Here is a 19,304-nt window from a genome sequence, read left to right on the forward strand (position 1 = left end):
ACGCCTTTCGTAGGAGCGCGCTTGCCGGTATGCCGGACCACCGCGACCGGCTGCGTCAGCAGTCGTAAATTTGTGGCGTTTCCGAGATTTCTGCGAGCGCTTCGCACTCGGTCGCGGGCAAGCGCGCTCCTACCGGACCGTGTTCAGCCCACCAGGGCAATCAACTGCTGGCGTTGGGCATCGGTCAGGCTCGGGCCGGTGCCGGCACCGGCGTTTTCCGCCATGTAGCGCGGGTTGCCGGTGCCTGGAATCACACAGGTCACCGCCGGGTGAGCCAGCAGGAACTTCAGCGCCAGTTGTGGCCAACTGTTGACCTCCACTTGCGCCGCCCACTTGGGCAATGGCTTGTCCTTGAGGCGCGAGAGCAGCCCACCGCCGCCAAACGGCCGGTTGCAGATCACCGCCACGCCGCGCTCGCGGCACAAGGGCAGCAGGCGTTTCTCGGCCTCACGGTCATCCAGCGCGTAGTTGATCTGCAGAAAATCCAGCGCCTCGGCCTTGAGCACCGCTTCGACCTGATCATAAGCCTGGGCGGTGTAGTGGCTGATGCCGATATAGCGAATCCGGCCTTGCGTCTTCCACTCACGCAACACCGGCAGGTGCGTCTGCCAGTCGACCAGGTTATGAATCTGCATCAGGTCAATGCGATCGGTCTGCAACAGCCGGAATGATTCTTCCATCTGCGCAATGCCCTCTTCACGGCCGCGGGTCCAGACCTTGGTCGCCAGAAAGGCCGGTGAGCGTGGCTCGTGGATTGACAGCAACTCGCCGGTAACGGCTTCGGCACGGCCATACATCGGCGAGCTGTCAATCACGCTGCCGCCAGCGGCAAATAATGCGTCAAGCACGGCACGCAGGGGCTGATAGGCCTCGCTGCCTTTGTCCACGTCAAAGCCGCGATAAGTGCCCAGGCCGATGACCGGTAAAAGCTCGTTGCTCGATGGAATGACACGGGTCTGCATGGCGGGGCCTCCTACGGTGCGTGACGCAAGTGCGGACGATGTGAATGCCGGGCTGCCAGCGGCCGAATCGAAACCCAGGGCGGCAACGCTTGCGGCCGCCAGCGTCAGCACATGGCGACGCGTCAGGCGTGATGGACACATTGAATGCTCCTTGCACAGGCGCTGGGCTTTACGAACGCGCAAAGTCCGGTCACCGTCTGTGCGACAAAACACCAAGCCTAGACCCTGAGCCCCGTTGATGAAGCCTTGATTGCAAAAACGTTCAGCGCCGTACGGGCGGGGTCGCTCCCAATTGACGCCACATGGCGCGTGTGATGCGCTGCCGGTGCTGATAGCCCGCCCAGGGGTCCTGATGCAGCGATTGCAGGCGCGCCTGCACATTGCCGATATGCCATTGCGCCGCCGATACCAGGCCTGCCAGCTCCTCCCGGGCGATGGGCACCGACACCGGCAGGCCGGGCCGTGCCCGCACCGACCAGGCCGCCACCGTGCTGCCGCCACGGGTGTTGCGCAGGTAATCGATGAAGACCTTGCCGACCCGGTTTTTCGGACCGGCGGTGGCGCTGAAGCGCTCAGGCAGTTGCCCGGCCATGAAACCGGCAATGGCCTTGGCAAAGCCCTTGACCTCGTCCCAACCGGCATGCCGCGCCAAGGGCACGATTACATGCATTCCCTTGCCGCCACTGGTCTTGAGAAACGCATCCAGCCCCAGCTCGTCGAGCACCGCCAGCAGCATCTGCGTGGCTTCGATCATGCTGCGCCACGGCAAAGCCGGGTCAGGGTCCAGGTCCAGGATCAGCCGGTCCGGTGCCTCGATACGCTCACTGGTCGCACCCCAGGTATGAAACTCGATAGCGCCCATCTGCACCGCGCCGATCAGTGCCGCCAGGCTGTCGATCTGCAACAGCGACGCATGGCCAGGATCCAGTGCCGGGTCAAGCCGGGTGATGTGCGGCAATGCCATTTGCTGAGCGTGCTTTTGAAAGAACTGCTCGCCCTGCACGCCTTCCGGGCAACGCAACAATGCTACTGGGCGACGGGCCAGTTCAGGCAGCAGCCAGTCGGCGATCGACGCGTAGAACTGCGCCAGCTGATGTTTTTGCGTTTCAGTATCAGGGTCGATGACCCGCTCAGGGTGAGTGATCGGTACGCCGGCAATCACCGACTTGTGCGGGGCTGTACGCACCGGCGTCACCGGTGCATCGAGTGCGTCGTCAGGATCATGCGCGCCCTGTTGGTCGAGTCGTTGCGGATGCTCGCGCACCACTTGCGTGGCGGGTTTATCGGTGCGCAAGCCGACAAACGACGCCTGGCGCAGCAACCCTTCGCGGGTCCACTCGGCAAATTGCACCTCGCCCACCAGACGCGGCTCGACCCATTGCACGCCACGGCTCAAGGCACCACTCAGGGGCGTCGCCAGCGGCGAGCGCTCACGCCGCAGGCGCTTGAGCTGTTCGCTCAAGGACCTGAGCATGGCCGCAGTGAAACCGGTGCCGACCCGTCCGGCATACACCAGCGCGCGCTCTTCATACACCCCCAGCAACAGCGCACCAAAACCAGAACGGCTGCCTTGTGGCGCGGTGTAGCCCACGATCACGAACTCCTGGCGCAGGCGACACTTGAGCTTGATCCAGTCGGCATTGCGACGCCCGGTGTAGCGGCTGCCCCTGTGCTTGCCGATCACCCCTTCAAGGCCCAGCGCATTGGCGCTCTCGATGATCTCCGCGGCGCTGGAGCGAAACGCAGCGGAAAAACGCAATAACGATCCTTCGTGCCCGGCCAGGGCCCTGGCCAAGGCGTCACGTCGTGCTTCCAGAGGCTGTTGGCGCAGATCGTGGCCATCGAGCCAGGGCGCATCGAACAGGTAATAGACAATCGACTGGTCGCGACCGTCTTCGAAGGCGCGTTGCAGCGCCTGAAAGTCCGGCAAGCCCTGGTCATCGAGCACCACGACCTCTCCGTCCAGCCAGCTGTCTTGAAGCTTGAGCGCCGCCAGCGCCTTGGCGAGTGCCGGCATGCGCCGGGTCCAGTCATGGCCGTTGCGGCTGAGCAGACGCACCTTGCCGCTTTGGACACAGGCCATGATCCGGTAGCCATCGAACTTGATCTCATACAGCCATTCGCCGCTTGGCGGGCTGTCGACCAGCGTGGCCAGTTGCGGCGTGAGGCTGTCGGGAAAGGCCGGCGGTGTTTCGGTTACGAGCTTGCCTGCCTGCTTGCTCGACGGTTTGCGTTTGGCCTTGCTCGCAGGCTTGGCTGAATTGACAGCCTTGACGCCCACCGATCCGCCGCCCAGCACGCTGTCAGGCTGCTCGCGGGTAATGTCGAACGTCTCGGCCGGGCGGGCCATGGCGTCACGGGCCTTGATCAGCAGCCATTGTTCCTTGCTGCCGCTGCCCTTGAGCCGGGTGCGCACCAGCGCCCAGTCGCCGCTCAGCTTCTCGCCCACCAGGGTGAACTCCAGCTTGCCGGCGGCATAAGCCTGGTGCGGGTCGCCATGCGGTTGCCAGATGCCACGATCCCACACAATCACATCGCCGGCGCCATACTGGCCAGCCGGAATGCTGCCTTCGAAACGGGCATAGCCCAGCGGATGATCCTCCACATGCACCGCCAGGCGCTTTTGCGTCGGATCAAGGCTCGGCCCCTTGGGCACTGCCCAGCTCTTGAGCGTGCCATCCAGTTCCAGGCGAAAGTCGTAGTGCAGGTTACGTGCATCATGTTTCTGGACGACAAACGCCAGCGCCGCGTCTTTGCCCTTGCGGTCGTCCGGGGCACTGGACTCTGGCGGTTCCGAGGTAATGTCGAAATGACGCTTGCGGGTGTATTCACTGACAGGCTTGGCCATGGCGGTGGACCTCCTTCAACCTCTTATGAAGCCTTGCGTGATGCCTTGCCTTTGTCGCTACCGGCCTTCTTCGCAGCCGGTTTGCTGGCAGCCTTGCTGCTGGCGACCTTGGCCCTGGCAGTTGACTTGCCCGCTGCGCGCGGGGTACTGCCGCCCTTGCCGGCCAGGCTGCGGCGCAACAGGTCGGTCAGGTCAATGACATCGGCCCCACGCCGCTCGATCTCTTGCTGTTCATCACCCACGGCTTGCAGCTTGCCGTCGCGGGCCTTGGTCTCGACCAGCGTCATGATCTTGTCCTGAAAGGTGTCGCGGTAATCGTCCGGTTGCCAGTCGACGCTCATGTCCTTGACCAGCCGTTTGGCCATGTCACGTTCACGTTTGGTCAAGGGTGCGTCGGTCACCGCTTCATCCAGTTCCAGGGTGTCGGCCAGGTCGCGCACTTCGCTGGGCCAGCGCAACAGCACCAGCACCAGTGCGGCGTCCACCGGCACCACGGCGGCCAGATGCTCGCGGGTGTGCAGCACCAGATTGGCCAAAGCTACCTTGCGCGTGTCATGCAGGGTTTCGCGCAGCAGCGCATAGACTTTTTCACCGCGCTTGTCGGGGGTCAGGTAATACGGCGTGTCGATGTTCTGCAGGGGAATCTGCCGGCTGTCGATAAAGCCGAAGATCTCGATGGTCTGGGTGGCCTTGGGGTGGGCGGCGTGGATTTCTTCTTCACTGAGCACGATGTAGCGGCCCTTCTCGTACTCCACGCCTTTGACGATATTCTCGGCGCTGACTTCCTTGCCGCTGGCCTTGTTGACCCGCTTGTAGCCCACCGGGTCCATGCTGCGCTTGTCCAGCCAGTCGAAATCGACCCGCTGCGAGGCGGTGGCCGATACCAGCCCCACCGGGATGTGCACCAGTCCGAAGCTGATCGCGCCTTTCCAGATTGCCCTTGCCATTGCCTGACTCCCTGCCGGTGATGTTCAGGGATGACTCAGGTCATGGTGCAAAAGTTTCGCTGCCCTGACAGGCGTGGCGGGCTGTAGGCCCGAGCCCGCCAGCAGAGTGTTGGCAGAGCAACAGTGACCACTGTAGGCACAGGCACACTGATGACGGTCCATATTCACTTAAGATCTAAAAATATGGATTTACGTTCTTTTACGGAATATTCGCAAGCCTTTATAAAGGCTGTCACTCACGCACCGCTGCCCACTGTCCGCCACGCGACAGGCCTTTCGCGGCACCGGTGTTGCGCCGCCTACAGCCAAAGGATCTGTCATGAATGTGTTCTGGTTTCTTCCCACCCACGGCGACGGCCATCTGTTGGGCACTACCAAAGGTGCTCGCCCTGTCACCCTCAACTACCTCAAGCAAGTCGCGCAGGCCGCCGATGACCTGGGCTATTACGGGGTATTGATTCCCACCGGGCGCTCGTGCGAAGACTCGTGGGTCGTCGCCTCGGCCCTGACGCCGCTGACCCAGCGCCTGCGTTACCTGGTCGCGATCCGCCCGGGGATCATTTCGCCCACAGTTTCGGCACGCATGGCTGCGACCCTGGACCGGTTGTCCGGCGGGCGGCTGTTGATCAACGTGGTCACCGGCGGCGACCCTGACGAAAACCGTGGCGACGGCATTCACCTCAGCCACAGTGAGCGCTATGAAGTCACCGACGAGTTCCTGCAGATCTGGCGCCGGGTCATGCAAGGCGAAGCGGTGGATTTCAAGGGCAAGCACTTGCACGTCGAGAACGCCAAGGCGTTCTACCCGCCCCTGCAACAGCCCTACCCGCCGTTGTACTTTGGCGGCTCCTCGGAGGCGGCGCATGATCTGGCGGCCGATCAGGTGGATGTGTATCTGACCTGGGGCGAGCCCCCGGCGGCGGTGGCGGCAAAAATCGCCGATGTCCGTGAGCGTGCCGCACGCAAGGGTCGTACCGTGAAGTTCGGGATTCGCCTGCATGTGATCGTGCGTGAAACCAGCGAACAGGCCTGGCAGGCGGCCGACACGTTGATTGCCGCCATCAGCGACGAAACCATCGCCGCGGCGCAGAAATCCTTCGCCCGCTTCGACTCCGAGGGCCAGCGGCGCATGGCAGCCCTGCATGACGGGCGCCGCGACAACCTGGAAATTGCCCCCAACCTGTGGGCCGGCGTCGGCCTGGTACGTGGCGGAGCCGGTACTGCACTGGTCGGCAACCCGCAGGAAGTGGCCGACCGGATCAAGGAATATGCCGACCTCGGCATCGAGAGCTTCATTTTCTCCGGCTATCCGCACCTGGAAGAAGCCTACCGCTTTGCCGAGCTGGTGTTCCCGCTGCTGCCCGAGCCTTACGCCAGCCTGGCCGGGCGCGGCATCACCAACCTGACCGGGCCGTTTGGCGAAATGATCGCCAACGACCTGCCCCCCCGGCAGGACCGCTGATGGCCTTGCCCCTGACCGCCCTGGCCAGCGCGCCGACCGTCGCCCAGGTGTTCGAAGACCCCAGGTCCCGCGCCTTGCTGGGCCACATCCGCCAGGTCGCGCCCAGTGAAGCGAGCGTGCTGATCATCGGCGACACTGGCACCGGCAAGGAGCTGGTCGCCCGGCAGATCCATGACTTGAGCGCGCGCCGGGCCGCGCCCTTCGTGGCGGTCAACTGCGGGGCCTTTTCCGAATCCTTGTTCGAGGCCGAGCTGTTCGGCCATGAGAAAGGCGCCTTTACCGGGGCTCATTGCGCCAAGGCCGGCTGGTTCGAGGCGGCCAATGGCGGCACGCTGTTTCTGGATGAAATCGGTGACATGCCGATGGCCTTGCAGGTCAAGCTGCTGCGCGTGCTGCAGGAGCGTGAGGTGGTGCGCCTTGGCTCGCGCAAGAGCCAGCCCATCAATGTGCGGGTGCTGGCCGCAACCAACGTGCAGCTGGAAAAGGCCATCAACGCCGGACACTTTCGCGAAGACCTGTTCTACCGGCTCAATGTCGTGACGCTGCCGCTGAGCCCGCTGCGTGAGCGGCCCGGTGACATTCTGCCGCTGACCCGCCACTTCATCGACATCTACCGCCAGCGCCTGGGCTTTGCCCCGGTGCGCATCAGCGCCGACGCCGAACAGCGGCTCAAGACCTATGACTGGCCGGGCAATATCCGCGAGCTGGAAAACGTCATTCACCATACCCTGTTGCTGTGCCGCAATGACCTGATCGAGGCGGCGGACCTGCGCCTGTCGGGCTTGCGCATCGAGCGTCAGGAAACGCCGGCGCCTGGCGGGCCATCGGCCGGGCAATCCGCCGATGACCTGCTGGCCCAGGCCTTCGGCAAACTGTTCGAGCAACAGGCCGGCGCCCTGCACGAGAAAGTCGAGGATGCGCTGGTACGTGCCGCTTATCACTTCTGCCATCGCAACCAGGTGCACACCGCCAACCTGCTGGGCCTGACCCGTCATGTGACGCGCAGCCACCTGATCCGCATCGGTGAGCTGAGCGTCAACAAGCGCCGCGCCGGCGAGAACCTGCAAGGCGGCAGGGTGCTCAATCTGTCGGTCTGAAGCCACTCACGTCCGGGGCGTGGTCTGGCTGGCCACCTGATAACTGGAAAAGCGCGCCGCCTGTACACGATGCTGGCGGATCAGCGCTTGCACATCCGGCACGCCGGCCTCGAGGTTGCGCAGTGCTGCCTCGCACGACTCACGCGACTGCCACAGCACCTGATGCAATACCCGCTGCCCGTCTTCGCTGGCCTGCACGCGGGCACCCATGAAGCCGGGGCACGTCGAGGTGAACTGCTCATCCACCCAGGTCAATGCGGTTACCAGAGCCGCTTGCTGGCGTGGGTCGACGCTGAATTCGACAGATTGGCTGTAGGCAGGCATGGGCATCTCCATGGGTCATGGCTCCGGATAGTTGCAGGTCATGGCTGCGCAGGGTAAAACCTCCAGTTAACTTGAGGTCAAGCGCGAAATAACTCCATGAACAAGCCATCGACTGGCAGCCCTCACCCCTTGCTAAGCGTCGGACAACTGGCCGCACGCAGTGGCGTGGCGGTCACGGCGCTGCATTTCTATGAGAGCAAAGGCCTGATCAGCAGCCAGCGCAACGCCGGTAACCAGCGTCGCTACGCCCGGGAAATGCTGCGCCGGGTGGCCTTGATCAAGGTGGCCCAACGACTGGGCATTCCACTGGCCACGATTCACGCAGCCCTTGAGGCCCTGCCCCAGGGCCGTACCCCGACAGCTGAAGACTGGGAAAACCTGTCGATGCGCTGGAAAACCGAACTGGACGAGCGCATCCAGCGCCTGACCGACCTGCGTGACCAGTTGACCGGCTGCATCGGTTGCGGCTGCCTGTCGATGCAGGCCTGCCCACTGCGCAACTGGGGTGACACACTGGCCAGCCAGGGACCAGGGCCACGCTTGCTTGACCCGTCCTGAAGCCGTTCTCGGGCCTGGTCGTTACAGCACCACATTGCGCACGAAACGCAGCAGCACCGTACCGTCGTTGCTGAACACATGGGTCTGGTTACTGGGAAACATGAAGAACTCGCCGGGGCCAACCTGCTGTGACGGTTCACGCCCGCCCAGCGTGAGGCGCAAATGGCCTTCGATCACATACACCTGTTCGCTCCAGCCGTCGGGGTCCGGCTCGGCGTCGTAGTGGTCGCCCGGCTCCAGCGTGAACTCCCACAGCTCCACTTCACGCCGGGCCGTGGCCTTGGACAACAGCACTGCCTTGCTGCCCGGCCGGGTGCCGGCCCAGGCCAGTTCATTGATGCGGCTGTGATCGCGCAGCTCCGGGGCCTGGATCAGGTCGCTGAAGGCCACTTCCAGGGCTTCGGCCACCCGGTCCAGGGTCGCCAGGCTGACATTGTTCTCGCCGGCCTCAATGGCCACCAGCATGCGCCGGCTGACCCCGGACTTGTCGGCCAAGGCGCTCTGACTGATACCGGCGGCATTGCGCAGGCGACGCACGTTGTGGCTGACGTGTTGCAACACAGGCGGGCGCGGGGAATTTTCTTTGTGCATAAGGGTGCTCACTCAAGGCCATTGCGCATTATACTGCCCAACTTTGCGACACAGTGTGAGTCGCTCTTTCCTGCTCCTGCAAGCCTTCCTGTCCGGTACCGCCATGAAACTTCCTCGCCGCCTGCCGCGCGTCAGCCAGGCAGAAGCTGTCCTGATCTTTATCACCATGCTCTGGGGCGGCACGTTCCTGCTGGTGCAGCACGCCATGACCGTCAGCGGGCCGATGTTTTTCGTCGGCCTGCGCTTTGCCGCCGCCGCGGCGATCGTGGCGCTGTGCTCGATGAACGTCATGCGCGGCCTGACGGCGCTGGAGCTGCGTGCCGGGGTGTTCATCGGGGTAGCGATCATGCTCGGCTACGGGTTGCAGACCGTGGGCCTGCAAACCATCCCCAGCAGTCAGTCGGCGTTCATCACCGCGCTGTACGTACCGTTCGTGCCGTTGCTGCAATGGCTGATACTGGGTCGCCGCCCCGGCCTGATGCCGAGTCTGGGTATTGCCCTGGCCTTCACCGGGCTGATGCTGCTGTCAGGCCCTGAAGGCGCTGCGCTGAACTTCAGCCCTGGCGAAATCGCCACCATCATCAGCGCCGTGGCCATTGCAGCCGAAATCATCATGATCAGCGCCTACGCAGGCCAGGTCGACGTGCGCCGGGTCACCGTGGTGCAACTGGCCACCGCCTCGCTGCTGGCCTTCCTGATGGTGGTGCCCACCGGCGAGCGCCTGCCCGATTTTTCCTGGCTGCTGCTGGGCACCGCCCTGGGCCTGGGCGCCATGAGCGCGGTGATCCAGGTGGCAATGAACTGGGCACAGAAAAGCGTCTCGCCGACCCGCGCCACGGTCATCTACGCCGGCGAGCCGGTGTGGGCCGGCATTGTCGGCCGCCTGGCCGGCGAGCGCCTGCCAGGCTTGGCGCTGCTGGGCGGCGCCCTGATCGTGCTGGGCGTGATCGTCAGCGAACTGCGCAAGCGCCCGGCAGAGCAGGACGATGAACAGCCCGTTGTCGGAGGGGACTCTGCCGGAATGCCGGACCACCGCGATTGAGTGCGCTACTGGACCCCATGTTTGCTGCGCGACAAAGGGTGGCTTTCGTCAAAACAACCACTGTAGGAGCGCGCTTGCCCGCGACCGGCTGCGTTAGCAGTCGTAAATTTGTGGCGTTTCGCAAAAGTATCGATCATGAACTTTCAGCGTTTCCGAGATTTTGCGAGCGCTGCGCACTCGGTCGCGGTGGTCCGGCATTCCGGCAAGCGCGCTCCTACCCGGCCCCAGGTGTGCTGCGCGACAGCGTTCCGCCTTGGCGCTGTGTCAGTGAAAAACGCGCCAACGCCAACCTATCGGAATCTTTATTCATTAATTGAATTCAAAGAAAAATCCTACAACCTCAATCAAAAAAGCCTGATAACCAAGCGCTTCAACTCATACCACTATCCAATCAGCCCGCAACACTTTGCAACGGCGAGAAACAACTTCAGGCCAATACAGCCAGACTGCCGTTTGAGCCTATAAGTGAGCGAGTTTCCTTATACCTGAATGACCAGGCGTTCTCTGCCGACGTTCTGTCGAGTGGCCTATAACTGCCTGTTCACAATAAAACCTGAGAACATTTTTCCAGACAACATTCGTTAGATGGAGCACTCATGATCGACATGAAGATTTCCGACTCGTTGCTGCCTGCTAAGTGTTTGGCCCTTAACGCTGCACAACAGGAAAAGACCCACACCGCCAATAAAATGCCCTCCTCAATACTCACCTCTCTGGGTGAGGCCAATCACATTTCACCGGCCTCCCGCCAATTGAGTGAAGCCTTGCAACGCGCAGAGCAACGTGAAAACACCTTGAGCCGCGAGGGTTTGCGACAAAGATTTACAGCCGCCATGAATGAACTCTGGCCGGCCGATTATATAAAGTCCAGCGGAAAAGATAATGCGCAGCGGCCAGACACAGAAGATCCGGACCTACTGGCCCGGGCCAGAAAAGCCACGGACTTTGAAAATGGCACGGGGCCCAATCCGTTCAAAGGTCTTCGCCCGGAGTTACTCACCGCCATTGCCTATGACGACAGTGGAACGTTCACGCTTAACGAACGACGTGCAGCCCGCACAGAAGCCTATGACCAGCACGAAGCCTGGGGACTCAAGGTCATTGCCGAGGCCACCGAGGAGTACAACCGTACCGGGCATCGCCTCAAGATCTACGACCAGGTACTGGACCATTACAAATCCCAACCCCTGATCGAAAAGGCCCAGTTCCCCGAGACCTATGAGCAGGACCTGATCACCCGCCGTAATGAGGCGATACGCCTGGCCGGCAAGCGTCCTGCCAAACCTTCCACCTTCGACATGATTCGCCAGTGGCGCGCCCAACAGCCGCGCCTGACCACGCTGTTTTCCATGCTGGCCGGCGCCTCGCCGGACCTGAACGAGCGCCTGCCCGGTGGCCGGGGTGCCAGATTCACAGCCTTGCGGCAGGACACGGCCACTGCCGGGCATCAATTTGTGAAAGCTGCTGCGCCTGCAACCGGTTCAACTCCTTTGAGCAGTGCCACGCTGCTCAAAGACCTGTCAGGCCCTGTCCATAAATGAGGGCAACGCCTGAACCGGCATGGGCTGCGTACCATCAGCCCGGGATCAGGCCTGCTTTGCGGTAGGTCAGCATCAGTTGATCAAACACCTGAGTGTCGGCACAGGTCCGTGCGACCAGTTGCGCACCGGCAACGGCGGTGTAGATGGCAAGGGCTCGATGTTCACTGTCGCGCGCGTCACTGCAGCCTGCCTCCATCAATACCGCAGCCAGCCACTTGACGTTGACCTCCACAAACGCCTTGACCTCTTTCGAGACCTTGTCAGGCAAGTCTTCATGTTCGGCAGCCATGAAGCTGGACAGGCAAAGCCGGTTGCCGTCCCTCAATGACTTGAGAAAGATCGACGGGTACAGCTGCAGGCACCGATGCGGATCGGGATGAGCGGCACGTATGTCTTCGAGCATTCCCAGTGTGTCCTGCCAGTAGCGCTGTGCAACCGCCGCCCCCAGATCGGCCTTGCTGGGAAAGTGGTAGTAGATGCTTGCGTTCTTGATACCGACTTCTTCGGCGATGCTGCGGAAATTGATGCCGCTGTAACCGTGCAACTGGGCCGCTGATTTAGCCGCCGCCAGAATCGCTTCTCGAGCATTTTCGCTCACGCTGTAACCCTCGCCTGGATTTTGCTGACGCATCGATAGGCGGATTCTACGCCGCCCATGCAAACCTGCCAACTGACAGGTAGGGGTTGACACACTCAAAAAACGAGCACACTCTTTACCTACCAACTGACAGGCAGGTAATTTGACATGACTTTTTCACAGCCCCCTACAGACGCTTCGATGATCTCTCCAATGAAGATTCATGACTGGTTCGATGGCCCCTATCCGGCCCGGGTGCGTATTGCACTTGCCGAAAAAGGGCTGCTGTCGAAGGTTGAATTCGTACCGGTCAATCTCTGGACCGGCGAGCACAAGACGCCAGAGTTTCTGGCCATCAATTACTCGGGAACCCTTCCGGTGCTCGAGCTTGAGGGTGGGGTGCTGATCGCTGAATGCACTGCGATCACCCAGTATCTGGATAACCTGGACGGTGATCCGACACTGACGGGCAGAACCGCCCTGGAACAAGGCCTGATCCACATGATGACCAAGCGCGCCGAGATTGAATTCCTCGATGCGGTCAGCACCTACTTCCATCACGCCACGGCGGGTCTGGGCCCCAAGGTCGAGCTGTACCAGAATGCCGAGTGGGGCGCCAGGATGGGTGAGAAGGCCATCCGGGGCATGCGCTATTTCGACACGCTTTTGCAGCATCAGCCCTTCGTGGCCGGAAATACATTCTCGATGGCTGACATCGCCGTGCTCGGCGGCATGATCTTCGCCTCGCTGGTGAAACTGCCTGTGCCAGAGGAATGTGTCTCGCTGCGCGCATGGCACACCAGGATGCAGGCGCGACCCAGCGTTCAGACCTGGCGCGCCATGGTTGAACAGGGTGCTGCGAAACGTTGATAAACAACTGCCGTGCTCAATGGCAGATCCCCTTTGAGCACCTTGGCTATCGGGCACATGCCCGACTGTAATGCCTGCGCGGTACAACAGCGCTTTGACAGGCTGCACGAACGCGCAGGTCGCTTGCCGATATTTCCGGCTATGGCCCGGCACCTTCAGGGCTTCCTGGGGGTCGTAGCTGATAGCCCTATGCCTGCTTTGTAGCCTTCATCACGGATCGACCCGTTCGTCGATTTAAGACTGGAACCGATTTTGCCGACATGTTTTGTAGGAAAATTCGACAGGTGCGCGTTTGGCCATGCACGCTCTGGCACGTATGATGCTTAACATTTCTTCGCAGATAAGAAGCCTATGTCCCTGATAGTTCTCCTGCTTCTGCCTTTCATCGGCAGCTGTATCGCGGCTTTTCTGCCGCACAATGCCCGTAACGCCGAGTCCTTCCTGGCCGGTCTGGTGGCCCTGACCGGCGCTCTTCAGGTCGCGTTGTGGTATCCACAGATTGTCGATGGCGGCGTGATACGCGAGGAGTACTTCTGGCTGCCCAGCCTGGGCCTGAATTTTGTGCTGCGCATGGACGGCTTTGCCTGGCTGTTCTCCATGCTGGTGCTGGGCATCGGGGCGCTGGTGTCATTGTATGCGCGCTACTACATGTCGCCCGACGATCCGGTGCCACGTTTCTTTGCCTTTTTCCTGGCGTTCATGGGCGCCATGCTGGGGCTGGTGCTGTCCGGCAACATCATCCAGATCGTGTTCTTCTGGGAACTGACCAGCCTCTTTTCATTCTTGCTGATCGGCTACTGGCACCACCGCAGCGACGCCCGGCGTGGCGCCTACATGGCCTTGCTGGTGACCGGCGCGGGGGGGCTGGCCTTGCTGGCGGGCATGCTGATCCTCGGCCATGTGGTCGGCAGCTATGACCTGGACCGGGTGCTGGAAGCAGGCGATGCGATTCGCGCCCATGCCTTGTACCCGGTGCTGCTGACCCTGATCCTGATCGGTGCACTGAGCAAGAGCGCGCAATTTCCCTTCCATTTCTGGCTGCCCCACGCCATGGCAGCCCCCACACCCGTCTCGGCCTACCTGCACTCGGCGACCATGGTCAAGGCCGGGGTATTTCTGCTGGCCCGCCTGTGGCCGGCGCTGTCGGGCACCGAGCAATGGTTCTGGATCGTCAGCGGGGCCGGCGCCTGCACCCTGTTGCTGGGAGCGTATGCAGCGATTTTCCAGAACGACCTCAAGGGCCTGCTGGCCTATTCGACCATCAGCCACCTGGGCCTGATCACCCTGCTACTGGGTCTGAACAGCCCGCTGGCGGCGGTGGCGGCGGTGTTTCACATCCTCAACCATGCCACCTTCAAGGCCTCGCTGTTCATGGCCGCCGGCATCATCGACCACGAAAGCGGTACCCGGGACATTCGCCGGCTCAGCGGGCTGTTCAGAATGATGCCGTACACCGCGACGCTGGCCATGGTCGCCAGCGCCTCGATGGCGGGCGTGCCGTTGATGAACGGCTTCCTGTCCAAAGAAATGTTCTTCGCCGAAACCGTGTTCATCAGTTCCACCCTGTGGGTCGAGCTGGCGCTGCCGGTGGTGGCGACCATTGCCGGCGCCTTCAGCGTGGCCTATTCGCTGCGTTTCACGGTGGACGTGTTCTTCGGCCCGATGGCCAAGGACCTGCCAATCACCCCGCACGAGCCGCCACGCTGGATGCGCCTGCCGGTCGAGTTCCTGGTGCTGACCTGCCTGATAGTCGGCATTTTCCCGGCCCAGTCGGTGGCCCCGCTGCTGGCGGCGGCGGCGCAACCAGTGGTGGGCGGCGAGCTGCCCGAGTACAGCCTGGCCATCTGGCATGGCCTGAACACCCCGATGATCATGAGCCTGGTGGCCATGGCCGGCGGCATCATCCTGTACCTGCTGCTGCGCAAATCGTTCCGCCACGACCGTTTCAGCCAGCCGCCGCTGATCGGCCGCCTCAATGGCAAACGCTATTTCGAGCGCATCCTGGTCATGGTGATGCACTGGGCACGGCGCTTCGAGCGCCAGGTGAGCACCCGTCGCCTGCAGCGGCAACTGTTCCTGCTGGTGCTGGCGGCGCTGGCCCTGGGCTTCATGCCGCTGTATTCCAGCGGCCTGAGCTGGGGCGACCGGCCGAAGATTCCCGGCTCCGGGGTGTTCGTCACGCTCTGGCTGATCGCCATTGCCTGCGCACTGGGCGCGGCCTGGCAAGGCAAATACCATCGCCTGGCCGCCCTGATCATGGTCAGCGTCTGCGGCCTGATGACCTGCATCACTTTCGTCTGGTTCTCCGCTCCCGACCTGGCACTGACCCAACTGGTGGTCGAGGTGGTCACCACAGTGCTGATCCTGCTGGGCCTGCGCTGGCTGCCGCGACGCAGCGAGGATGTGCCGCCACCGGTCAGCACCCGCCTGCGCGCCCGCGGCCGACGCATACGCGACCTGAGCCTGTCGATCCTGGTCGGTGCCGGCATGGCCGTGCTGTCGTATGCCATGCTGACCCGCCAGACCCCCAACATGATCTCGTCCTTCTACCTGAGCCGGGCCTTGCCCGAGGGCGGCGGCACCAACGTGGTCAATGTGATGCTGGTGGACTTCCGCGGCTTCGACACCTTTGGCGAAATCACCGTACTGGGCATCGTGGCGCTGACCGTGTTCGCCCTGCTGCGCCGCTTCCGCCCGCCCAAGGAAAGCATCCCGCTGCCGTCCCAGCAGCGCCTGCTGGCCCGCGACGTGGTCACCGACCTGGTCAACCCGCGCAGCGCCAGCGACACTGCGCTGGGCTTCATGATGGTGCCGGCCGCGCTGGTACGCCTGCTGTTGCCAGTGGCGTTCATGGTGTCGATGTACTTGTTCATGCGCGGCCATAACCAGCCAGGCGGTGGTTTTGTCGCGGGCCTGGTGATGTCGGTGGCGTTCATCCTGCAATACATGGTCGCCGGCACCCAGTGGGTCGAGGCGCACATGAGCCTGCGCCCGCAACGCTGGATCGGCGCTGGCCTTTTGTGCTCGGTGCTCACCGGCCTGGGCGCGATGGCGCTGGGTTATCCGTTCATGACCACCCACACCGCGCACCTCGACCTGCCGGTCCTGGGCGAGATCCATGTGGCCAGTGCGCTGTTCTTCGACATCGGCGTGTACGCCGTGGTGGTGGGCTCGACGCTGCTGATCCTCACCGCCCTGGCCCACCAGTCGGTGCGCAGCCATCGCCCAACCCTGCTGCCCAAGCCGGTAGCCAGTCCTGATCCCGCCCCGTCGACGCCCAATCCCTCCATACCCGCTTCGGCGCCCGCCCTCTCAGCAAAAGGAGCCCTGTAAATGGAAGAAGTGATTGCGGTTGCCATCGGTGTGCTGGCCGCCTCCGGGGTCTGGCTGATCCTGCGCCCGCGGACCTTTCAGGTGATCATGGGGCTGTGCCTGCTGTCTTACGGCGTCAACCTGTTCATCTTCAGCATGGGCAGCCTGTTCATCGGCAAGGAGCCGATCATCAAGGACGGCGTGCCGCAGGACCTGCTCCACTACACCGATCCGCTGCCACAGGCCCTGGTGCTGACCGCCATTGTCATCAGCTTTGCCATGACCGCGCTGTTTCTGGTGGTGCTGCTGGCTTCGCGGGGCCTGACCGGCACTGACCATGTCGACGGTCGGGAGCCCAAGGCATGAGTGCGTTGAATCAACTGATCGTCATCCCGATCCTGCTGCCTCTGTTGACCGCCGGGCTGATGCTCTGGCTGGGCGAAAAACACCGGCCACTCAAGGCCCGTATCAACCTGCTCTCGACCCTGATCGGCCTGGGCGTCTCGATCCGGCTGCTGATGTCGGTGCAGCAGACCGGCACCATGGGCTCGATCGGCGTGTACATGCCGGGCAATTGGGAAGCGCCCTTTGGCATCGTGCTGGTGGTCGATCACCTGTCGGCCCTGATGCTGGTGCTGACCGGCATCATCGCCGTGTGTGCGCTGCTGTTTGCCCTGGCCCGCTGGGACAAGGCCGGCGCCAGCTTCCACGCCCTGTTCCAGATGCAACTGATGGGCCTGTATGGCGCCTTCCTGACCGCCGACCTGTTCAACCTGTTCGTGTTCTTCGAGGTACTGCTGGCGGCGTCCTACGGCTTGCTGCTGCATGGCTCGGGACGGGCACGGGTCTCGGCGGGGCTGCATTATGTGGCAATCAACCTGCTGGCCTCGTCGCTGTTCCTGATCGGTGCAGCCCTGATCTATGGCGTGACCGGCACCCTGAACATGGCCGACCTGGCGGTCAAGATTCCCCAAGTGGCCGAAGCCGACCGTGGCCTGCTGCATGCCGGTGCGGCGATTCTGGCCACGGCGTTTCTGGCCAAGGCCGGCATGTGGCCGCTGAACTTCTGGCTGGTGCCGGCCTATTCGGCGGCCAGTGCGCCGGTGGCCGCGATGTTCGCGATCATGACCAAGGTCGGCATCTACACCGTGTTGCGCCTGTGGACCCTGCTGTTTTCCGGTCACGCCGACGACTCGGCGTACTTTGGCGGCGACTGGCTGGTCTACGGCGGCATGGTGACCATCGTCACGGCGGCTGTCGCGATCATCGCCGCCCAGCGCCTGGAGCGCATGGCCAGCCTGAGCATTCTGGTGTCGGCCGGCATCCTGCTGTCGGCCATCGGCTTCGGCCAGCCGAGCCTGACCAGCGGCGCGCTGTTCTACATGGTCAGCTCGACCCTGGCGCTGAGCGCCCTGTTCCTGCTGGGCGAACTGATCGAGCGCTCACGTTCGGCCAATCAGTTCAGCGACGAGGAGGAAGTCGACCAGTTGCCGCATAACCTGGAGTCCCTGCACCCGCCACGGGGCAGCAACCTGGACGAAGAAGAGAACATCGTGGTCGGCCAGGTGATTCCCATGACCATGGCGTTCCTGGGCTTGTGCTTTGTGGCGTGCGCGCTGCTGATCATTGGCATGCCGCCGTTGTCAGGCTTTATCGGCAAGCTGACCCTGCTCAGCGCCCTGCTCAACCCGCTGGGCCTGAACGTGGCGCAGGACGAACCGCTGTCGGTCCAGGCCTGGCTGCTGATCAGCCTGCTGATTTTCTCGGGGCTGGCCTCGCTGATGTCGTTCGTCAGGCTGGGCGTGCAGCGTTTCTGGACCCCTTACGAGATAGCCCCGCCCTTGCTGCGCCACAGCGAGTACCTGCCCATCGTCATCCTGCTGGGCATTTGCGTGGCCCTGACCTTCAAGGCCGAGGCGCTGCTGCGTTATACCCAGGACACGGCGGCCGCCCTGCATGAGCCGCTGCAGTATGTGCAATCGGTAATGGCCACCCGCCCGGTACCCGGCCCGCTGGTCCAGACGTCGCAGGTACAACCATGAAACGACTGTTCCCCGCCCCGTTTCTTTCACTGGCCCTGTGGGCCTTGTGGCTGGTGCTGAACGTCTCGCTCAGTGCCGGTCACCTGCTGCTGGGTGCCCTGCTGGGCTTTCTGGCACCGCTGATGTTCGCCTCGTTGCGGCCCATGCCGGTGCGCATCAGCAAGCCTGGTACGCTGATTCGCTTCGTTCTGCGGGTCGGCCTGGAAGTGCTGCACTCCAACCTGCAAGTGGCCCGTACTGTATGGACCTTCAAGCGCCGGCCCCCACACTCGGCTTTCGTCAGCGTGCCGCTGGACATGCGTGATGCCCAGGGTCTCGCGGCGCTGGCCATGGTCTGCACGGTCATCCCGGGCACGGTCTGGTCGGAACTGGCCCTGGACCGCAGCATCCTGCTGATGCATGTATTCGATCTTGAAGACGCCGACGAAGAAAAATTCATCGCGCACTTCAAAGCCACGTATGAGCGCCCCTTGATGGAGATCTTCCAATGAGTGCCTTGCTGGAAAATGCCATTCTGGCCAGCCTGTGCATTTTCGCCCTGGCGATGGTGCTGACCCTGGTGCGCCTGTTCAAGGGCCCGTCGGCCCAGGACCGGGTGCTGGCGCTGGATTACCTGTACATCACCGCCATGCTGATGATGCTGGTACTGGGCATACGCTATGCCAGCGACACCTATTTCGAGGCGGCGTTGCTGATTGCCCTGTTCGGTTTCGTCGGCTCGTTTGCCCTGGCCAAATTCCTGTTGCGCGGAGAGGTGATCGAATGATCAACCTGCAAGAGCTACCGCTGTGGGTGGAAATACTCACCGCCGCCCTGCTGCTGACCAGCAGCCTGTTCACCCTGACCGGCGCCCTGGGCCTGTTGCGCATGAAGGATTTCTTTCAGCGCATGCACCCCACGGCCCTGGCCACGACCCTGGGCGCCTGGTGCGTGGCACTGGCCTCGATCCTGTACTTTTCAGCGCTCAAATCGGGGCCGGTGGTACACGCCTGGCTGATTCCCATCCTGCTGGCGATCACCGTACCGGTCACCACCTTGCTGCTGGCACGCACCAGCCTGTTTCGCCAGCGCATGGCCGGTGACGCCGTACCGCCGGAGGTCAGTGGCGACCGTCCGGAGCACAGGCCCTGA

Annotated in this window: 19 protein-coding genes; 13 read left to right on the forward strand and 6 right to left on the reverse strand. The window is 62.8% G+C overall.

Translation table 11 applies throughout. From position 1 onward, the window contains the following. Positions 1-143: 143 nt before the first annotated feature. The 3 genes from DGA31_RS09885 to ku all read right to left on the reverse strand — a co-directional run bounded on the left by DGA31_RS09885 (position 144) and on the right by ku (position 4,757). Positions 144-962 carry an aldo/keto reductase gene (locus DGA31_RS09885; RefSeq protein ID WP_056840194.1) on the reverse strand — a complete coding sequence of 273 codons (819 nt, stop codon included), beginning with the start codon at positions 960-962 and terminating at the stop codon, positions 144-146. A gap of 262 nt (positions 963-1,224) precedes the next feature. Then, a complete protein-coding gene (gene ligD / locus DGA31_RS09890; RefSeq protein ID WP_109512405.1) occupies positions 1,225-3,810 on the reverse strand; it encodes a DNA ligase D in 2,586 nt (861 codons plus the stop codon). Positions 3,811-3,833: 23 nt separating this feature from the next. Further along, a complete protein-coding gene (gene ku, locus DGA31_RS09895; protein WP_056840114.1) occupies positions 3,834-4,757 on the reverse strand; it encodes a non-homologous end joining protein Ku in 924 nt (307 codons plus the stop codon). 319 nt (positions 4,758-5,076) lie between these two features. Between ku and ssuD the strand changes: the two genes are divergently transcribed. Together ssuD and DGA31_RS09905 are read left to right on the forward strand one after the other, a co-directional pair. Further along, the gene (gene ssuD / locus DGA31_RS09900) at positions 5,077-6,219 is read left to right on the forward strand and encodes an FMNH2-dependent alkanesulfonate monooxygenase (protein ID WP_109512406.1); all 1,143 of its coding nucleotides are present in this window, start codon (positions 5,077-5,079) and stop codon (positions 6,217-6,219) included. After that, positions 6,219-7,316 carry a sigma-54 interaction domain-containing protein gene (locus tag DGA31_RS09905; RefSeq protein ID WP_109512407.1) on the forward strand — a complete coding sequence of 366 codons (1,098 nt, stop codon included), beginning with the start codon at positions 6,219-6,221 and terminating at the stop codon, positions 7,314-7,316. The genes ssuD and DGA31_RS09905 overlap by 1 nt, the downstream gene beginning before the upstream one ends. Before the next feature lie 6 nt (positions 7,317-7,322). Here DGA31_RS09905 and DGA31_RS09910 read toward each other — a convergent pair whose 3' ends face one another. Then, positions 7,323-7,640: an antibiotic biosynthesis monooxygenase gene (locus DGA31_RS09910; protein ID WP_161959172.1), complete on the reverse strand. Its 318-nt coding sequence runs from the start codon at positions 7,638-7,640 to the stop codon at positions 7,323-7,325. Between the two features lie 96 nt (positions 7,641-7,736). Here DGA31_RS09910 and soxR point away from each other — a divergent pair, with 96 nt between their 5' ends. Next, on the forward strand, positions 7,737-8,198 hold the full coding sequence (gene soxR, locus DGA31_RS09915) for a redox-sensitive transcriptional activator SoxR (protein ID WP_056840118.1): 462 nt from the start codon (positions 7,737-7,739) through the stop codon (positions 8,196-8,198). Between the two features lie 21 nt (positions 8,199-8,219). Here the strand turns inward: soxR and DGA31_RS09920 are convergent, their stop codons facing one another. Further along, complete coding sequence (locus tag DGA31_RS09920; protein ID WP_109512409.1) at positions 8,220-8,789, reverse strand: helix-turn-helix domain-containing protein; 570 nt, start codon at positions 8,787-8,789, stop codon at positions 8,220-8,222. 103 nt (positions 8,790-8,892) lie between these two features. Here DGA31_RS09920 and DGA31_RS09925 point away from each other — a divergent pair, with 103 nt between their 5' ends. The 3 genes from DGA31_RS09925 (at position 8,893) to DGA31_RS09930 (ending at position 11,372) form a co-directional block, all read left to right on the forward strand. Beyond that, positions 8,893-9,831, forward strand: coding sequence for a DMT family transporter (locus tag DGA31_RS09925; protein ID WP_109512438.1), 939 nt, complete (start codon positions 8,893-8,895; stop codon positions 9,829-9,831). 135 nt (positions 9,832-9,966) lie between these two features. Next, complete coding sequence (locus DGA31_RS29565; RefSeq protein WP_152035008.1) at positions 9,967-10,296, forward strand: hypothetical protein; 330 nt, start codon at positions 9,967-9,969, stop codon at positions 10,294-10,296. A gap of 131 nt (positions 10,297-10,427) precedes the next feature. Continuing rightward, positions 10,428-11,372, forward strand: coding sequence for a hypothetical protein (locus DGA31_RS09930; RefSeq protein WP_152035009.1), 945 nt, complete (start codon positions 10,428-10,430; stop codon positions 11,370-11,372). Between the two features lie 34 nt (positions 11,373-11,406). On the opposite strand, the gene DGA31_RS09935 is transcribed toward DGA31_RS09930, so the two are convergent. Then, on the reverse strand, positions 11,407-11,970 hold the full coding sequence (locus DGA31_RS09935) for a TetR/AcrR family transcriptional regulator (protein WP_109512439.1): 564 nt from the start codon (positions 11,968-11,970) through the stop codon (positions 11,407-11,409). Between the two features lie 192 nt (positions 11,971-12,162). On the opposite strand from DGA31_RS09935, the gene DGA31_RS09940 reads away from it, so the two are divergent. The 7 genes from DGA31_RS09940 (at position 12,163) to DGA31_RS09970 (ending at position 19,304) form a co-directional block, all read left to right on the forward strand. Continuing rightward, entirely contained in the window at positions 12,163-12,819 is a 657-nt protein-coding gene (locus tag DGA31_RS09940) for a glutathione S-transferase (protein WP_122802290.1), read from the forward strand. A 351-nt stretch (positions 12,820-13,170) separates the two neighbouring features. Next, a complete protein-coding gene (locus tag DGA31_RS09945) occupies positions 13,171-16,152 on the forward strand; it encodes a monovalent cation/H+ antiporter subunit A (protein WP_109512412.1) in 2,982 nt (993 codons plus the stop codon). Beyond that, on the forward strand, positions 16,153-16,497 hold the full coding sequence (locus DGA31_RS09950) for a Na+/H+ antiporter subunit C (protein WP_056840124.1): 345 nt from the start codon (positions 16,153-16,155) through the stop codon (positions 16,495-16,497). It abuts the gene before it with no gap. After that, entirely contained in the window at positions 16,494-18,173 is a 1,680-nt protein-coding gene (locus tag DGA31_RS09955) for a monovalent cation/H+ antiporter subunit D (RefSeq protein WP_056840125.1), read from the forward strand. The genes DGA31_RS09950 and DGA31_RS09955 overlap by 4 nt, the downstream gene beginning before the upstream one ends. Next, positions 18,170-18,664 carry a Na+/H+ antiporter subunit E gene (locus DGA31_RS09960; protein WP_056840126.1) on the forward strand — a complete coding sequence of 165 codons (495 nt, stop codon included), beginning with the start codon at positions 18,170-18,172 and terminating at the stop codon, positions 18,662-18,664. The genes DGA31_RS09955 and DGA31_RS09960 overlap by 4 nt, the downstream gene beginning before the upstream one ends. Further along, positions 18,661-18,939, forward strand: coding sequence for a K+/H+ antiporter subunit F (locus DGA31_RS09965; protein ID WP_056840127.1), 279 nt, complete (start codon positions 18,661-18,663; stop codon positions 18,937-18,939). The genes DGA31_RS09960 and DGA31_RS09965 overlap by 4 nt, the downstream gene beginning before the upstream one ends. Then, positions 18,936-19,304 carry a Na+/H+ antiporter subunit G gene (locus DGA31_RS09970; protein WP_056840128.1) on the forward strand — a complete coding sequence of 123 codons (369 nt, stop codon included), beginning with the start codon at positions 18,936-18,938 and terminating at the stop codon, positions 19,302-19,304. Before DGA31_RS09965 ends, DGA31_RS09970 begins: the two co-directional genes overlap by 4 nt.

Origin of the sequence: Pseudomonas ovata (assembly GCF_003131185.1) — a bacterium.
In the GTDB taxonomy this organism is placed as follows: domain Bacteria; phylum Pseudomonadota; class Gammaproteobacteria; order Pseudomonadales; family Pseudomonadaceae; genus Aquipseudomonas; species Aquipseudomonas ovata.

Bases quoted from the DNA above. Each gene is read 5' to 3' on its own strand.
- DGA31_RS09945 (WP_109512412.1), top strand. From the start codon at position 13,171: ATGTCCCTGATAGTTCTCCTGCTTCTGCCTTTCATCGGCAGCTGTATC.
- DGA31_RS09940 (WP_122802290.1), top strand. From the start codon at position 12,163: ATGAAGATTCATGACTGGTTCGATGGCCCCTATCCGGCCCGGGTGCGT.
- DGA31_RS09955 (WP_056840125.1), top strand. From the start codon at position 16,494: ATGAGTGCGTTGAATCAACTGATCGTCATCCCGATCCTGCTGCCTCTG.
- DGA31_RS09950 (WP_056840124.1), top strand. From the start codon at position 16,153: ATGGAAGAAGTGATTGCGGTTGCCATCGGTGTGCTGGCCGCCTCCGGG.
- soxR (WP_056840118.1), top strand. From the start codon at position 7,737: ATGAACAAGCCATCGACTGGCAGCCCTCACCCCTTGCTAAGCGTCGGA.
- ligD (WP_109512405.1), bottom strand. From the start codon at position 3,810: ATGGCCAAGCCTGTCAGTGAATACACCCGCAAGCGTCATTTCGACATT.
- DGA31_RS09970 (WP_056840128.1), top strand. From the start codon at position 18,936: ATGATCAACCTGCAAGAGCTACCGCTGTGGGTGGAAATACTCACCGCC.
- ku (WP_056840114.1), bottom strand. From the start codon at position 4,757: ATGGCAAGGGCAATCTGGAAAGGCGCGATCAGCTTCGGACTGGTGCAC.
- ssuD (WP_109512406.1), top strand. From the start codon at position 5,077: ATGAATGTGTTCTGGTTTCTTCCCACCCACGGCGACGGCCATCTGTTG.
- DGA31_RS09925 (WP_109512438.1), top strand. From the start codon at position 8,893: ATGAAACTTCCTCGCCGCCTGCCGCGCGTCAGCCAGGCAGAAGCTGTC.
- DGA31_RS09965 (WP_056840127.1), top strand. From the start codon at position 18,661: ATGAGTGCCTTGCTGGAAAATGCCATTCTGGCCAGCCTGTGCATTTTC.
- DGA31_RS09930 (WP_152035009.1), top strand. From the start codon at position 10,428: ATGATCGACATGAAGATTTCCGACTCGTTGCTGCCTGCTAAGTGTTTG.
- DGA31_RS29565 (WP_152035008.1), top strand. From the start codon at position 9,967: ATGAACTTTCAGCGTTTCCGAGATTTTGCGAGCGCTGCGCACTCGGTC.
- DGA31_RS09885 (WP_056840194.1), bottom strand. From the start codon at position 962: ATGCAGACCCGTGTCATTCCATCGAGCAACGAGCTTTTACCGGTCATC.
- DGA31_RS09920 (WP_109512409.1), bottom strand. From the start codon at position 8,789: ATGCACAAAGAAAATTCCCCGCGCCCGCCTGTGTTGCAACACGTCAGC.
- DGA31_RS09910 (WP_161959172.1), bottom strand. From the start codon at position 7,640: ATGCCTGCCTACAGCCAATCTGTCGAATTCAGCGTCGACCCACGCCAG.
- DGA31_RS09905 (WP_109512407.1), top strand. From the start codon at position 6,219: ATGGCCTTGCCCCTGACCGCCCTGGCCAGCGCGCCGACCGTCGCCCAG.
- DGA31_RS09960 (WP_056840126.1), top strand. From the start codon at position 18,170: ATGAAACGACTGTTCCCCGCCCCGTTTCTTTCACTGGCCCTGTGGGCC.